The sequence below is a fragment of the Amycolatopsis rhabdoformis genome, assembly GCF_035918295.1.
Classification (GTDB): domain Bacteria; phylum Actinomycetota; class Actinomycetes; order Mycobacteriales; family Pseudonocardiaceae; genus Amycolatopsis; species Amycolatopsis rhabdoformis.
In genome coordinates this window covers 3,717,004-3,731,947 of record NZ_CP142149.1, presented here as the reverse complement: position 1 = coordinate 3,731,947, position 14,944 = coordinate 3,717,004, and the positions used below count along the sequence as shown (strand labels likewise).

Genomic DNA, 14,944 nt, shown 5'->3' with positions numbered 1-14,944 from the left:
TGGACCGGTCCCGCCAGGTTGTTCGCCTTCGGCGGCCGGGTCGGGGCAAGATCGACTGCATGGACCGACCGTTGGCGGGCAAGACCGCCGTCGTCACCGGGGCGACCCGGGGCGTGGGCAAGGGAATCGCACTCGAGCTGGGCGCCGCGGGGGCGACCGTGTACGTGACCGGCCGCAGCGTGGTGGCAGGCGCGCTGCCCGGCACACTCGCCGCGACCGCCGCGGAGGTGACGGCCCTCGGCGGCACCGGCATCGCGGTGCGCTGCGACCACCACGACGACAGCCAGGTCGAGGCGGTGTTCCGGCGCGTCGCCGAGGAAGCCGGCCGGCTCGACGTGCTGGTGAACAACGTCTTCTCCGCGCCCGACCTGGCGGCCTGGCTGAACCGGCCGTTCTGGGAGCTGCCGGTGGCGGCCTGGGACGAAGTGCTCGGCATCGGCGCCCGCTCGCACTACGTGGCGAGCGTGTTCGCCGCGCCCCTGCTCTTCGCCGCGGGCGGCGGCCTGATCGCGAACATCTCCTCCTCGGGCGCGGCGGCGTACCAGCAGAACACCGTGTACGGCGTCGGCAAGGCCGCGGTCGACAAGATGACCGCCGACATGGCCCTCGAACTGCGCGACCGGGGCGTCGCCGTGGTCTCCCTGTGGCCGGGGCTGGTGCGCACGGAGCTGCTCGCGCTGGCCGGCCGGGCTTTGCCCGGCGGCCGCACCGTGCTCGACATCCCGGGTGCCGGCGAGTTCGACCTCGCGGCGGCGGAGTCCCCGCGCTTCGTGGGCCGGGGTGTCGTGGCCCTCGCCGCGGACCCGGCGGTGCTGACCCGCTCGGGCAGCGTGCAACCGACGACGGATCTGGCTCGGTACTACGGGTTCACCGATGTGGACGGGACGATGCCGGGTGAGGTGGCCGCGTCCTGACTGCCCGCCGTCGGCCCAGGGCCTACTGATCCCAGGGATGCAGGGCGCTCCACGTACCACCGGAGGCTGCGAAGACCAGGGCCGAGCCGTCGAAGACGTCCTCGGCGTTCTCCGGGTGCAGGCTCCCGAAGCGTTCGGCGCCCCAGTCGACCTGCAGCAGGCCGTCGAAGCGGGTGAACTGCGGGGGATCGAAGATCACCCACGATCCCTCGATGTTCTCGTCGATGCGGAACCGGCGCACGTCGAGCAGGTCCAGGCACACGGGTTCCCACGGGAGATCTTCCCAGCGGGCACCCTCGATCAGAACCCTGGCGTCGATCACGAGCCGCGCGACCCGGGAACCTCCCGGGCCCCACTCCTGATCCAGGACGATGCGGCGGACGACGGAGTCGTGGAACGCGTACCGGCCCAGCAACGCCGCGACCCCCTCCTCGGTCAACGGATACGGGCCGAGCTTCGGCTCCGGCACCGGAGGTCTGGTATCCACTGTGCTCCTTCGTCATCCGGCGAAACCGGGCCGGCCGGCGAGGACCGGCCGTGAGTGCCGGGCGCCCCGACGGTGGTCGAGGTGCCCGGTCGAGCGACGTGATCAGCCGCCCAGCTTCTTCACGATCTGGCTCAGGTCCCCGATCTGGTCGGCCGGCGGCGCGGTGATGGTGACGGGGGCGCCCCAATCGGTGTAGTCGAGCGTGGTCTTGCCCAGGCCGGTGGCGCCCTTGCCCTCGGCCTGCGTCAGCGGGCTCTCGTCCATCGTGATCTGGCGCGGGAGCTGGTTCTTGTCCACCCAGATCTCGGCCGGCAGCGTGATGTGCTTGCCCTTCACCTGCTGCTCGAGCGTGGCTTTGGTCGCGGCCGGCAGGAAGGCCGTGAGCTTGTCCAGGACCTTGTCGAGATCGAGCTCGACCTGGTAGTGGTTCACCTGCTCGCCGTCGAGGGTGGTCTGGTCGGAGCTCACGATCCGGCCGGCTTGGGCGACCCGGTCGAGCAGCGCGGTCGGGTCGCTCGACTGGGAGGCCGAACCCACGCTGCCCGACAATGCCTGCGAGAGCGGGTCGTTCGCACCGGGCGTGATCTTGAACCACGGCTTGTCGGCGCCCAGTTGACTCGCCTCGGCCGGCGGCATCTTGACGTACAAGGTCTGGTCGACGATCCGCACCTCGGCCTGCTGGCCCTGGACGGTCTCGATGAGCGAAAGCTCGACGTTCCCCGGCTGGAACAGGTAGTCGCCGTGGGCCGTGATCGTCTGGCCGGCCGCTTGGGCCGTCATCGAGACTTTCGCCGTTTTCGACTTCTGCGCGCTTTGCTTCGAAGCGGCCGACAGTTCCAGTGCATTCTGGAATGGTGCGGCGAGACCCAATTCCGGTTTGTCGCCGGAAGTCGACGATGCCCCGTTCTGGCCCTTGGCGCCACAGCCCGTCAGCACGAGGGTGAGCGCGGCGCCCGTGGCGACGACGACAGTGGTTCTGCGCATGCAAATCTCCCTGGATTTCCTCGGTTCACCCGCATATCGCCGTGGTGAGCCGACGGTTACTCGGATTCGGTCACGGTTCGGGTTCACCGGCTCGCGCGCGAATACCGATGCTGCGCAAAACATCCGAAGGGCCGGATAAACCCCGAAATGCGAAAAGGCGTCATTTCGGCTCGACTGCGGCAAGTGATCGACTTCGGTGGTATTCACGAGTGGTGGGTGAGGCACCCGGCCCCTGGCCGAAGCGGTGCCGAAAGTACCCGTTTTGCCCGAAAAATCCCCGACACACGGCGACACATCTCCTCGGGTTCACCGCGCGGAGCGAGACGAACACCACTCTCGACATCTGCTTAGGTTTGCCTAAGCTCACCGTGCCTGACCTGCTGGGCAGACCCCTTGAGTCCGGAAAGGACCATCGCCGTGAGTACCCCTGTCACCCAAGCCGCGCCTGTCGCGGGTTCCGTGTCCCCCACCTTCCGGCGCCTGCACGCCGCGGCCGTCGCGCGGATCGTGTTCGGCGTGGTGTGGGCGATCGACGCCACGTTCAAGTGGCTGCCCGGCTTCGTGCACGGCCAGACGCTCGGCAAGGAGCTGGGCAAGGCCGACAAGATCACCACGCCCGTGGTGCACCAGTGGCTCGAGCTGTGGCACACCGTCGCGGGCTGGAGCCCGGCGGCGTTCGCCGTGGGCACCGCGGTGATCGAGACGTTGATCGCGCTCGGGCTGATCTTCGGCGCGTTCTCGAACCTGGTGTTCATCGGGAGTGCGGTGTTCTCGTTCGGCATCTGGTCGGCGGCCGAAGGGTTCCACCTGCCGTGGACGTCGCCGGGCATGACGGACCTCGGCCCGTCGGTGGGCTACATCTTCGCCTCGCTCGGCCTGTACTACGCGGCCGCCGGATCCGTGTGGAGTGTGGACACGGTCCTGCAGCCGAAGCTCGGCAAGCTCTCCTTCCTGGCGGCCAAGCCCGCCACGGTGTAGGTCAGCTAGTCCGTCGCGCCGGCGGACCGCTCGTGGCCGAGGTCGAGCAGTTCCTCGAAGAAGCCCCCGATCCGCCGTTCGCGGTCGACGAGGTGCACCTCGAGGATCCAGTGCGACGTCTGCCCCTTGCGGTCCGGCCGGCGCATCGGCTTGTCGCTGCCCGGGGCGATGTAGGACTCGATGCGTTCGCCGTCGACGGTCTCGTGCGGGAACTGGCCCACGAGGTGCCCGGCGTGCTCGCCGCCGAACTCCCAGCCGGCCTCGGCGGCGAGCCGGGTGACGTGCTCGTACAGCTGCGCGCCGGTCACGTCCGGATTCGCCTCGAAGTACTCGCGCCCGGCGTGCCACACCACCGGCAGGCTGTCGCGCAGGCGCAGCTTCACGGGGTCGTCGCCGAGCACGAACGTCCGCCCGAAATCGGCCTCGAACTCCTCGAAGATGGGGCCGAAGTCGGCGAACACGATGTCGTCCCCGGCGAGCACGCGGTCGGGTGGGTTCTCGCGGTAGGGGCGCAGCGTGTTCTCGCCCGCGCGCACGATCCGCTTGTGCCAGTAGCGCTCCACGCCGAACAACTCGCCCGCGAGATCCCGCACGGCGTCGCTCGCCTCGGTCTCGCGCACGCCCGGCGCGAGCAGCCCGCGCCGCTGCACCTCGTCGAAGAGCTCGACGGCCTTGGCCTGCGCGTCCAGCAACCGCGCGGCGCGCTGTGCCTCGTCCTCGATCAACTCACCCATGCCCCGACGGTAACCATCGCCGCTCGCCGCCACCAGGGGCGTCCGGTTTGGGGTGGCGCGGCCGCAATTGCCCGATCCGCGGGGAGAACTCCACAGGTTGCGCACGGAGCCCGGCAAGGAAAATCTCAGGTACGGGGTGTGTCCTGGTCGAGGCGGTACGCCACGAGCGGGACGAGGCTGGAGCGGGACATGAGCGAACAGGAGCCGGGGTCGACCGGCGGGCAGGCCGGCGGTTGGCCGTACGGGAACCAGCAGGGTGACCAGAGCCGGCCGGGTGCGTACGGGCAGTACGGGCAGCCGGGTGGCGAGGTACCGGGTGGCGAGGTACCGGGTGGGGATCAGGCCGGGGTGCCGGGTGCGGCGGGTCCCATGGGTTCCGCGGGCTCCGTGGGCTCTGCAGGTTCGGCGGGCCAGTACGGGCACCCGGGCGCGGCGGATCCTTCGGCGCAGCACGGTTTTCCGGCCGCCGCCGGGCAGCACGGTCACTACGGTCCCTACGGCTACGGCCAGGGCTGGGCACCGCAGGGCGCGTGGGCGCCGCAGCCGGGCACGCAGCAGTTCCCGCAGACGCCGTACCACCGTCCGCCGCGTCCGGTGCGCAGCGCGGCGATCGCCGTCGGCGCCATCGGGCTTTCGGTGATCCTCGGCCTCGGCATCGGGCACTTCGTGTGGACGCCCGGCTCGGATTCGGCCGGCAACCAGAACTTCGGGTCCGTGGCGCCTCCGGGCGGCACCTCGAGCACGTCGATCGACCCCAACGGCATCGCGACCAAGGTCGACCCGGGCCTGGTGGACGTGAACACCGAACTCGGCTACCAGAGCGCGGCCGCGGCGGGCACCGGCATCGTGCTCACCTCCGACGGCGAGATCCTCACGAACAACCACGTCGTCGAGGGCGCCACCAGCATCAAGGTCACCGACATCGGCGACGGCAAGACCTACACCGCGTCCGTGCTCGGCTACGACCGCAGCCACGACATCGCGGTGATCAAGCTCAACGGCGCCTCGGGCCTCAAGACCGCCACGCTCGGCAACTCCTCCGCCGTCGCGGTCGGCGACGCCGTGGTCGGCATCGGCAACGCGGGCGGCGCCGGCGGCACCCCCGCCGTGGCCGCGGGCAAGGTCACGGCGCTGAACCAGTCGATCACCGCGTCCGACGAATCCGCCAGCTCGTCCGAACAACTCACCGGCCTCATCCAGGTCGACGCCGACATCCAGTCCGGCGACTCCGGCGGGCCGCTGGTGAACGCCAACGGCCAGGTCATCGGCGTCGACACGGCGGCGTCGCAGGGCTTCCAGTTCAACGGCGGCCAGGGGCAGGGCGGTTTCGGTCAGGGGCAAGGCGGGTTCGGTCAGGGACAGGGCGGCTTCGGGCAGGGTCGGGGTGGTCTCGGCGGCCTCGGTCAGGGTGACGGCGGTCTGGGCCAGGGTCAGGGCCAGGGCGGTCTCGGCGACGGTTCCGGCTCCGGCCAGCAGGGCGGCTCGAGCGGCCACCAGGGCTTCGCGGTCCCGATCAACCAGGCGATCGACCTCGCCCACCAGATCATCGGCGGCAAGGCCTCCGACTCCGTCCACATCGGACAGAGTGCCTTCCTGGGCGTTTCGGTGAGCGACGCGGGCCAGCAGTCGCAGAACGGCCAGGGCGGCGTCGGCCAGGGCGGCGTCGGTCAAGGTCAGGGCGGCGTCGGCCAGGGCCAGTCCCAGGGCGGCCTCGGCCAACCGGGCCAGTCCTCCGGCGGCCCCACCTCCGGCGCCCTCATCCAGGACGTCGTGGCCGGCGGCCCGGCCGCCACAGCCGGCCTCACGGGCGGCGACGTCATCACCGCCGTCGACGGCAAGGCCGTCGACTCCGCGACCGCCCTCACCACCCTCATGGACACCCACCACCCGGGCGACAAGCTCACCGTCACGGTCGTCGACCAGTCCGGCCAGCAGCACGACATCTCGGTCACCCCGGCCAACGGCCCGGTCGGCTGAGCGCCCGAGCTCGGCGAGGGCCCCGGCCCGGCGTTGACCGCCGGCCGGGGCCTGCTGTTTCGGGCGGTCCTTCGTGGGGTCCTGCCGGCTTTCTCGGGTGGTGTGGCGCCAGGGCTGCCGACACAGCGAACTACGCCGCAGGCTGCGAAGCCCGACGCCGCACCAAGTGGGCAGCCGCGGCGAAGAGTGCGATGGCCAGCCCGAGGTAGAGGGCGATGTCGATGATCAGCATGGCCGGGTAGCGGTCTGCGGGCTGGTATTCGGTGTAGTGCCGCAGGCCGTGGTCGGCCAGGTAGCGTTCGAGAGCGGCGCCGCCCTCTCGGACCGTGTCGCCGTCGTAGACCTGCTTGAGGATGTCCCGCTTCTCACCGTCCGAGAGCCGGTGGCCGGCGCTGGTGATCAGACCTTCGTCCACGATCCAGTCCGTCGGGGGAAGCGCGTCGGACGCCGTCTGCGCGTGGGGGGCGTCCGTGCGGACCAGGGGGCTCAGGTAGCTGGGCCGGACCGTCTCCTCCAGGGGGAGGTGGACGAGGAAGTAGGCGGCGAGCGTGAGGCCCATCGCGATCACGGTCCGCCGCAGGAGGACTCCGGCGAACACGCCGAGGGCCAGGGCGAACAGCGTCAGCGCCACCAGGGCCGGCGAGACGGTGAACGCCGCGGTCCGCATCCGGCTGCCCAGCGTGTCCAGAGGCTGACGCCACCAGGAGAACAGAAGAGAGCAGGCCAGCGCCAGGACGGCCGACGCGGCGCCGACCACAGTCAGCTGGGTGAGCAGCCATCGGGTGCGGGAGACGCCCTGGGTGAAGGCGAACCGCCACGTGCCGTTCTCGAACTCCCTGGCCAGGAGGGGCGCGCCGACGAAGACGCCGACGAGGGCGGGCAGGACGGTCACCCACACCATCCGGTTGCCCCACTCGCTGTACCGGGCGGCGAACTGCTCGACCAGCTGCGCGCATCCCGCGCGGGTGCCGGGATCGGTGACACAGGCGGCGATGCCGTCGGCGCGATACTCCTCGTGCATGGCGAAGCCGCTGATGAAGGTGGGGACGGCGACGGCGGCCAGAAGGAAGGCGCTCGTCAGCAGGACGGCGCGGTGCTGGCGCCAGGTTACCCAGATCATGGCTCAGTCCTGCCCTTCGAGGTAGGCGAGGACGAGTTCTTCCAGGTTCGCGGGGTGCGCTTCCCACCGGGGGTGGGTGGGCGCGGTGGCCGGCTGGCGCACCAGGAGATGGCTGTTGCGGTCGCCGTGCGTGGCGGCGACCAGGCCGTCGAAGGCGGCATCGTCGACGCGGGGACCGGACAGGACGCGGTGCCCGGCGAGCAGGTCGTCGATGTCGCCGACGAGCCGTACTTGCCCGTCGCGCAGCAGGACCAGGTGGTCGCAGACCCGTTCGAGTTCGGTGACCACGTGGGAGGAGAGCACCACGGTGACGTCGGTGTCGGCCACCGCGGCGATGAGGGTCTTCATGAACTCGCGGCGGGCCAGCGGGTCGAGGCTGGCGACGGGTTCGTCCAGCACGAGCAGACGGGGCTGCTTGGCCAGCGCGAGGGTGAGGGCGACCTGGGCCTGCTGGCCCCCGGAGAGGCGACCGGTCTTGTGTTTGAGCGGGATGCCGAGGTCGAGCAGCCGGCGCTCGGCGCCCGCCTGGTCGAAGCGGGCGTTCGTCTTGCGGCCGTACCGCAGCATTTCGGCGACGGTGAACCCTCGGTAGAGGGGGTGGTCCTGGGCGACGAACCCGACCTGGGACAAGGTCTGCGGACGGCCCGGCCGCAGGGGCTTGTCCAACAGGGAGACGGTGCCCTCGGTAGGCGGCACCAAGCCGATGGCCAGGTGCAGGAGGGTCGTCTTCCCGGCACCGTTGGCGCCGACGAGGGCGATGACCCGGCCCGCGGGCAGGGACAACGTGCAGTCGCGCAGCGCCCAGTGCCGGCCGTAGCGTTTGCCCACACGATCGATCCGGACGGCGACATCGGAGCTCATGCCGTCTCCCGGTGCTGCTCGTCGTCCATGACCGCCTCGACCATCGCGCGCACCTGCTCGGGAGCCAGACCCGCTCCCCGCGCGTCGGCCAGCCACTGCCGCAGCCTGCCGGACAGCCGGGCGTAGGTCGCGGCCGGCACCTGCTCGATGCTGCCGGTCACGAACGTGCCCTGCCCCGCCCGCGCCGCGGCCAGCCCCGCGTGTTCCAGCTCGCGGTAGGCCTTGGCGACGGTGTTCGGGTTGATCACCAGCTCCGATGCGACCGCGCGCACCGTCGGCAGCTGGTCACCCTCCTGGAGGTGGCCCAGCAGCAGGCCTCGGCGCACCTGATCGACCAGTTGCAGATAGGCCGGCACTCCTGACCGGTCGATCATGCGGAACGCGAACACAGGCAACCTCCACCACGGTGTCTCAATGTACTAGGAAGATAGTACACGGCCGCCAAATGGATTCTGGACGCAGTTCACCTGCCCCGATCCGTCGGCCAGTGGCCGGACGTCGGCGCTGTCACCGAGTTCGAGGTGGTGCAGCACCGCCACCACCAGGTTCGCCTGCGGCCACTCGACGAAGCATTCCGGTCGGACACCGCCGACTTCTGCGGAAGTGAGCCGGAGTCGCGGGCGGTGAGCCACAGGTATCCCGTTGGTGCTGAGGTGATCGCCGAGATCACCGACGTCTTCACGTCGAACCGTGAACGCGGGGTCGAGTTCGGTGGCGTCCGGTCTGTCCTCGAGTGGACGGGCACGCCGTCCGCCGGGCGCTGTGCGAACAAGAGACCCGCGGCAAGTACTGCTGGCTCACATTCCCCGTCGTGGGCCTGGTGCCCGGCCTTATTCTCTCCCCGGCACCGTCGCCGAAGTCGGGAGAGGATTCTGTGGACTCCAACAGCAGCCTGTCGTACGAGCCGCTCACCCCCACCGCCTACCTGGACCGCGCCGCGGCGGCGCACGGGGAGCGGGTCGCCGTGGTCGATGGTGAGCAGCGGTGGACCTATGCGGAGCTGCACGAGCGCTGCCGGAGGTTGGCCGGGGTGCTCGCGCCGCTGGCGGGCGGCCGGCCGGTGGCCGTGCTGGCGCCCAACACCCACGTGCTGCTCGAGGCGAACTTCGGGGTGCCGTGGGCGGGCGTGCCGCTCGTCGCGGTGAACACGCGGCTCGCGGCGCGCGAGGTGGCCTACATCCTCGAGCACTCGCGGGCATCAGTGCTGGTCCACGATCCGGTGTTCGACGAGCTGGTCGAGGACGCGATCGCGCTGCTGCCCGGCAACCCGCCGCGGCGGATCCGGGCGGGGGAGGAGTACGAGCGGCTGCTCGCCGAGGCCGAGCCGACCCGCATCACGCCCGAGGACGAGCGTTCGGTGCTGTCCATCAACTACACCTCCGGCACCACCGGCCGGCCGAAAGGTGTGCTGTACAGCCACCGCGGCGCGTACCTGCAGGCGCTCGCGATGGTCGGGCACACGGGCCTGTCGCCCTCGGCCGTGCACCTGTGGACGCTGCCGATGTTCCACTGCAACGGCTGGTGCTTCCCCTGGGCCGTCACGGCGGCCGCGGCCACGCACGTGTGCCTGCCGAAGGTCGAGCCCGCGCGGGTGTGGCAGCTGATCCGCGAGCAGGGCGTGACCCACCTCAACGGTGCGCCGACCGTGCTCTCGATGCTCGCCTACGCACCGGAAGCCGCGCCGGTCGAGACCACGGTGCGGGTCGCGACCGGTGGGGCGCCGCCGTCGCCCGCGATCCTGCGGCGCATGAGCGAGCTCGGCTTCGACGTGACCCACCTCTACGGCCTCACCGAAACCTACGGCCCGGCCATGATCTGCGACTGGCGTCCCGAGTGGAACGCGCTCGACGAGCAGGAGCAGGCGCGCCTCAAGGCCCGCCAGGGCGTGGGCAACATGATCTCCTGCACCGCCCGCGTGATCGCCGACGACGGCACCGACGTGCCCGCCGACGGCGCCACCGTGGGCCAGATCGCCTTGCGCGGCAACAACGTCATGCTCGGCTACCTCGACGACCCCGAAGCCACGCGCGCCGCCGTGCCCGACGGCTGGTTCCGCACCGGCGACCTCGGCGTGGTGCACCCCGACGGGTACGTGGAGCTGCGCGACCGCAGCAAGGACGTGATCATCTCCGGCGGCGAGAACATCGCGTCCGTGGAGGTGGAGCAGGCGATCGCCGAGCACCCGGCCGTGCTGGAGGTGGCCGTGGTCGCCGTGCCGGACGAGCGCTGGGGCGAGGTGCCCGCCGCGTACGTGACCCTGCGCGACGGGGAAACCGCGACGGAGCCGGAGATCGTGGAGTTCGTGCGTGAGCGGCTGGCACGGTTCAAGGCACCGAAGAGCGTGACGTTCGGCGACCTGCCGAAGACCTCGACCGGCAAGATCCAGAAGTACGTGCTGCGCGAGAAGGCCTGGGCCGGCGTGGAGCGGCGCATCCAGTGAGTCAGCCGAGCCGGTAGAAGCGCCACATGTCGTGGTCGATCGGCAGGGTCTCGACGCGCGCGAAGCCCGCTTCGCGCGCGTACGCCTCGACGGTCGAGCGCCGGATCGCCGTGCCGGTGGCGGCCGAGCCCGTGCTGCTCATGCTGTCGGGCAGGCAGACCGCCACGCTGAAGCCGTACATCAGCCGTTCGACGGCGTCGCCGGGCGCGGTGAACTCGTCGGCCACCTTCATGTCGGCCACGAGCACCGGGCCGCCGAGCCCGCGCATCGCCGCGAGCGCGCGTACGGGGTAGGGCAGGTCGTGCAGGCACTCGAAGGCCATCACGAGGTCGTACGGGCCGGCCGTGACCGTGCCGATGTCCTTGCGGTGCACCGTGATCCGGTCGGCGAGGCCGGCTTCGGCCACGTTGCGCCGGGCGAGCTCCACCGACGCTTGGTCGAGGTCGTACGCGTCGACGCGCGTCTGCGGGAACGCGCGGGCCAGCGCGATCGCGGCCCAGCCCCCGCCACAGCCGATGTCGGCGACGCGGGAGGGGCCGCCGGCGAGGCGGGCGAGCACGTCGGGCATCGCGGGCAGCCACTGCGGCGCCAGCAGGTGCAGGAACGCGGGCCGGTTCAGGGCGGCCTGCGATTCGCGCATGTCGGCGCCGTAGCCGGCCCACGGGAAGCCGTGACCGGTGCGGAAGGCCTCGGCGACGTCGGGCACGTGGCCGGCGGCGCTCACGAGCTGACGCGCGAGCGGGCTCAGGTAGGCGAGCGCGTCCTGGTCGGCGAGCACGGTCTCGGCGCCGGGGGCGAAGCGGTAGCGGCGTTCGGTGTCCGCGTCGGTGTCGGTGCCTGCGACGGTGTCGGTGGTGACCAGAAACCCTGACACCGCTTGCTGTTCGAGCCATTCGCGCGCGCACCGCTCGTCGGTGGCGGTCGCGGCGGCGAGCTCACCCGGCGTGCGGCCGCCGCCGGCGAGGCAGCGGTAGTAGCCGAGGCGGTCGCCGAGCGCGATGGCGATCACGTCGGCGGTCGCGACGGCGGCGTCGAACACGCGCGCGGCCAGGACTTCCGCCGGGTCCTCCGGCGGGTCTGCGGGTGACGCTGCGGCCATCACCCAGTATTCGCAGAACGGAATGATTCGGACAACGATGAGGTTTTCACCGGGGCCCGGGGTTCGGCCCGGGCCCCGGTGACGGTCAGCGTGCGATGGCGGTGAGCAGCTCGGCGCCGGTCGTGTCGCCGGAGAGCTCCCAGGCGAACACGCCGCCGAGCCCCTGCGACTTCGCGTAACCGGCCTTGGCCGACGCCGTGGCGGGCGTGTCGTAGCTCCACCACTGCGAGCCGCACTTCGCGTACGCGGTGCCGGCGATCAGGCCGTTGGAGGGGCAGGTCGTTTTGAGGACTTTGTAGTCCTCCACGCCGTCTTCGCCGGTGGTCGTGCCCTTGACCGGGCCGGTCGCGGTTCCGCCGGGCTGCTTCTGCGTGACGCCGTCCCAGCCGCGGCCGTAGAACCCGAGGCCCAGCAACAACTTCGCCGAGGGCACGCCGTCACGGCGCAGCTTCTGGACAGCGGCGTCGGCGTAGAACCCGGCGGTGGGGATGCCGTAGTACGAGCGCAGCGGCGAATGCGGCGCGGTCGGCCCGGTGGGGCTGCCGCCGGCGACGAAGTAGTCGTAGGTCATCACGTTGTACCAGTCGACGTAGCGGCTCGCGCCCGCGTAGTCGGTGGCGTCGATCTTGCCGCCGGGCGTGCCGTCCGCCGTGATCGCCGCGGTCACCAACTGGCGCCCGAACTTCGCGCGCAGGGCCTTGACGACGTTCGTGAAGGCGTCCTCGCCGCTCGCGTCGCAGGCGATGCCGCAGGCGTTGGGGTACTCCCAGTCGATGTCGATGCCGTCGAAGAGCCCGGCCCAGCGCGGGTCGTTCACGAGGGCGTAGCAGGAGTCCGCGAACTTCACCGGGTCCTTCGCCGCCTCGGTGAAGCCGGGGGAGAGCGTCCAGCCGCCGAAGGACCACAGGATCTTCAGGTTCGGGTGCAGCTTCTTCAGCTGCAGGAGCTGGTTGAAGCTGCCGTGCAACGCGCCGGGCTCCGCGCTGTCCGCCTGCCCGCTCACGCTCGCCGCGGCGTCGTACGGCTGGTCCGCGTCGGCCCACTCGTCGGCGAACGCGCACTGCCCCGCCGAGACGGTGCCGAACGCGTAGTTGATGTGCGTGAGCTTCGCCGCGGACCCGGAGGTCTCGATGTCCTTCACGTGGTAGTTGCGGGCGTACACGTCCCAGTCGGCGAAGTAGGCCATGACCTTGTGGTCGGGCTGGTGTTGTGCTTGTCCCTGTACTGCGGTGTTTTCGGCGGTGGCCGTCGCCGGCGCCGCCAGCGAGGCGACCACCAGGGCCACCCCGGCCCCGGCCGTGACCAGACGTCTCAGCACGATCGTTTCCCTTCGACGGGGGAAGAAGACCGCCGGACGCTAACAGGTCCAGACCACTGGGGACAGGGTTCGCCGCCGGTGGGGGCAGTAAGGGCGCCCGTTCGCACCTCTTGGTGGGGCCGGTTGCGGGTGCCGGGTTGGGTGGGTCCGGGGTCGGGCTGGGTGGCTCCGGGGTTGCGTCTGGCTTGGGATCGGGGGTAGTGCCGGGTCCGCGCGGGCGGTGCCGGCTCGCTCGGCGGTGCCGCGCTGAGTTTTTCGGGAGGGGGTTTCGGCTGAGCCTGGCTTGCGATTCGCTTTGGCCTGGTGGCCTGGTGGCCTGGTGGCCTGGTGGCCTGGTGGCCTGGTGGCCTGGTGGCCTGGTGGCGCGGTGGTCCGGTGGCGCGGGGGCCTGGTGGCTGCGACTGGCTCGCTGAGTACGGCGGCCGGTGGGCTGCTGGTCCGCGGGCCGGCTTGCCATTTCGGCTTGGCTCGGCGGTGCCTGAATTCGCGGTCGGCTCGCGGTTCGAGCTGTCACGCCGGGTTCGCGGGCGGGTGTCGGCTCGCGTGGGCCAGGGTTGCCGGCTACGGGCTCCGGCCTTCGTGCCGTTCCGGCCTGGTGGCGCCAGGGCTCGGGTCAGCCTTGGCTATGTGCCGCGCCGGGTTCGCTGATTTCGGCTCCGGCCGGCTTGCCATCGGCACCCGGACCGGTTGCGCTGGGCTCGCGCCGGCTGGCAGCTCCGGGGCCAAGTCGGGTCGCGTAGCCGGTGCCGGCTCCGCGCTCACCGAGACCCGGCGCGCGCGGCCGGAGCCGACTGCGGTCCGGCCTGGGGCCGCCGTGTGGCGGGTCGGCTTGTGGTTCGGGCCGCCGGGCTGGGGCTCGGTAGGTACCACCGGGCCGCGGCCCGGCCCGGTGGTGCTGCATGCCAGATCGGCGTGCGGCTCAAGCTGTCGGGCAGGAGCTCGGTGAGTGCGGGACAAACCCGACCGCCGTCCGACCCGGCGCCGCTGTGTGGCGGGTCGGCTTGCGGTTCAAGCTGTCGGATAGAGGCTCGGTGCGGGCGGCCGGAGCCGACTGAGGTCCGGCCTGGGGCCGCCGTGTGGCGGGTCGGCTTGCGGTTCCGGGCCGCCGGGCTGGGGATCGGTGGGTACCCGCGCAGCCGGGCCGCGGCCCGGCCCGGTGTTGCTGTGTGACAGATCGGCGTGCGGCTCGAGCTGCCCGGCAGGGGCTCGATGAGTGCGGGACAAACCTGACCGCGGTCCGACCCGGTGCCGCTGTGTGGTGGGTCGGCTTGCGGTTCAAGCTGTCGGGTGGGGGCTCGGTGAGTGCGGGACAAACCTGACTGCGGTCCGACCTGGCGTTGCCGTGCGGTGGGTCGGCGTGCGGCTCGAGCTGCCCGCCCGAGGCTCGGTGAGTGTGGGACAAATCTGACTGCGGTCCGACCCGGTGTGTCGCCGTGTGGCGGGTCGGCGTGCGGTCCGGGCCGCCGGGCTGGGGCTTCGTGAGTACGGGCGCGGCCTGACCGTGTCTCGGTCTGGCCCGGACCCGCCGCGCGGCCGTCGGTGTGTGGTTCAAGTGGCCGTGCCGAGGCTCGGGGGGTGCGGGCCAGCCCGACTATGTCTCGGCCCGGCCCGGTGCCGCAGCGTGTCAAACCCGCTTGCGGCCCGAGCGGCGGGCCCGGGAAAACAACTCGACCGTCAGGCCGACGTGACCTCGCAACGCCAAGCGCCGGTCGCCGCGCGGGTGCAGGTGAGGTGCTGCTCGTCGGTGCTGTCGTCGGGGCGGCGCCAGGGCATGACGGTGTCGCCGGCGATGAGGGCGTCGAGGGTTTGCAGCTGGGGGTCGCGGGCTTCGGCGTGGTGTTCGTAGCCCGCGCGGCCGAGGGCCAGCGCGATGGCCATGCCGAGGAGGTTGACGTCGTTGGCGTCGCCGGGCAGGTCGGTGGCGTCGGGGCGCAGCCGCACGCCGGCCTCGGGCGAGTGGACGATCGCGGCGGTGTAGCTGTCGGACATCGGCCGGCACTCTCCGTTCGTGGATCTCAGGACTCGGGTCAGC

13 protein-coding genes are annotated in these 14,944 nt (G+C 71.4%); 4 read left to right on the top strand and 9 right to left on the bottom strand.

The features are described from left to right. The first annotated feature begins 59 nt into the window (after positions 1 to 59). Entirely contained in the window at positions 60 to 914 is an 855-nt protein-coding gene (locus VSH64_RS17040; RefSeq protein WP_326836590.1) for an SDR family NAD(P)-dependent oxidoreductase, read from the top strand. Between the two features lie 22 nt (positions 915 to 936). Here VSH64_RS17040 and VSH64_RS17035 read toward each other — a convergent pair whose 3' ends face one another. Next, entirely contained in the window at positions 937 to 1,401 is a 465-nt protein-coding gene (locus VSH64_RS17035) for a hypothetical protein (RefSeq protein ID WP_326836589.1), read from the bottom strand. A gap of 102 nt (positions 1,402 to 1,503) precedes the next feature. Then, a complete protein-coding gene (locus VSH64_RS17030) occupies positions 1,504 to 2,592 on the bottom strand; it encodes a LolA-like protein (RefSeq protein ID WP_326836588.1) in 1,089 nt (362 codons plus the stop codon). A gap of 210 nt (positions 2,593 to 2,802) precedes the next feature. Here VSH64_RS17030 and VSH64_RS17025 point away from each other — a divergent pair, with 210 nt between their 5' ends. Then, a complete protein-coding gene (locus tag VSH64_RS17025; RefSeq protein WP_326836587.1) occupies positions 2,803 to 3,363 on the top strand; it encodes a hypothetical protein in 561 nt (186 codons plus the stop codon). A 5-nt stretch (positions 3,364 to 3,368) separates the two neighbouring features. Here the strand turns inward: VSH64_RS17025 and VSH64_RS17020 are convergent, their stop codons facing one another. Beyond that, complete coding sequence (locus VSH64_RS17020) at positions 3,369 to 4,097, bottom strand: M24 family metallopeptidase (RefSeq protein WP_326836586.1); 729 nt, start codon at positions 4,095 to 4,097, stop codon at positions 3,369 to 3,371. Between the two features lie 189 nt (positions 4,098 to 4,286). Between VSH64_RS17020 and VSH64_RS17015 the strand changes: the two genes are divergently transcribed. Further along, positions 4,287 to 6,074 (top strand): S1C family serine protease, encoded by a 1,788-nt coding sequence (locus VSH64_RS17015; RefSeq protein WP_326836585.1) that lies wholly within the window; start codon positions 4,287 to 4,289, stop codon positions 6,072 to 6,074. Positions 6,075 to 6,204: 130 nt separating this feature from the next. Here VSH64_RS17015 and VSH64_RS17010 read toward each other — a convergent pair whose 3' ends face one another. From VSH64_RS17010 to VSH64_RS17000, 3 genes are read right to left on the bottom strand one after another with little or no spacing between them, the layout of a single operon-like run. Further along, positions 6,205 to 7,194, bottom strand: coding sequence for an ABC transporter permease (locus VSH64_RS17010; protein ID WP_326836584.1), 990 nt, complete (start codon positions 7,192 to 7,194; stop codon positions 6,205 to 6,207). Positions 7,195 to 7,197: 3 nt separating this feature from the next. Next, on the bottom strand, positions 7,198 to 8,055 hold the full coding sequence (locus tag VSH64_RS17005) for an ABC transporter ATP-binding protein (RefSeq protein ID WP_326836583.1): 858 nt from the start codon (positions 8,053 to 8,055) through the stop codon (positions 7,198 to 7,200). Next, positions 8,052 to 8,444 (bottom strand): GntR family transcriptional regulator, encoded by a 393-nt coding sequence (locus VSH64_RS17000; protein WP_326837966.1) that lies wholly within the window; start codon positions 8,442 to 8,444, stop codon positions 8,052 to 8,054. Before VSH64_RS17000 ends, VSH64_RS17005 begins: the two co-directional genes overlap by 4 nt. Before the next feature lie 485 nt (positions 8,445 to 8,929). Between VSH64_RS17000 and VSH64_RS16995 the strand changes: the two genes are divergently transcribed. Then, positions 8,930 to 10,495 carry an AMP-binding protein gene (locus VSH64_RS16995; RefSeq protein WP_326836582.1) on the top strand — a complete coding sequence of 522 codons (1,566 nt, stop codon included), beginning with the start codon at positions 8,930 to 8,932 and terminating at the stop codon, positions 10,493 to 10,495. Between the two features lies 1 nt (position 10,496). On the opposite strand, the gene VSH64_RS16990 is transcribed toward VSH64_RS16995, so the two are convergent. From VSH64_RS16990 to VSH64_RS16980, 3 genes are all read right to left on the bottom strand, one after another. Next, a complete protein-coding gene (locus VSH64_RS16990; RefSeq protein ID WP_326836581.1) occupies positions 10,497 to 11,594 on the bottom strand; it encodes a class I SAM-dependent methyltransferase in 1,098 nt (365 codons plus the stop codon). Between the two features lie 85 nt (positions 11,595 to 11,679). Further along, positions 11,680 to 12,909 carry a glycoside hydrolase family 18 protein gene (locus VSH64_RS16985; protein ID WP_326837965.1) on the bottom strand — a complete coding sequence of 410 codons (1,230 nt, stop codon included), beginning with the start codon at positions 12,907 to 12,909 and terminating at the stop codon, positions 11,680 to 11,682. A gap of 1,677 nt (positions 12,910 to 14,586) precedes the next feature. Further along, positions 14,587 to 14,901: a hypothetical protein gene (locus tag VSH64_RS16980; protein WP_326836580.1), complete on the bottom strand. Its 315-nt coding sequence runs from the start codon at positions 14,899 to 14,901 to the stop codon at positions 14,587 to 14,589. Positions 14,902 to 14,944: the final 43 nt, after the last annotated feature.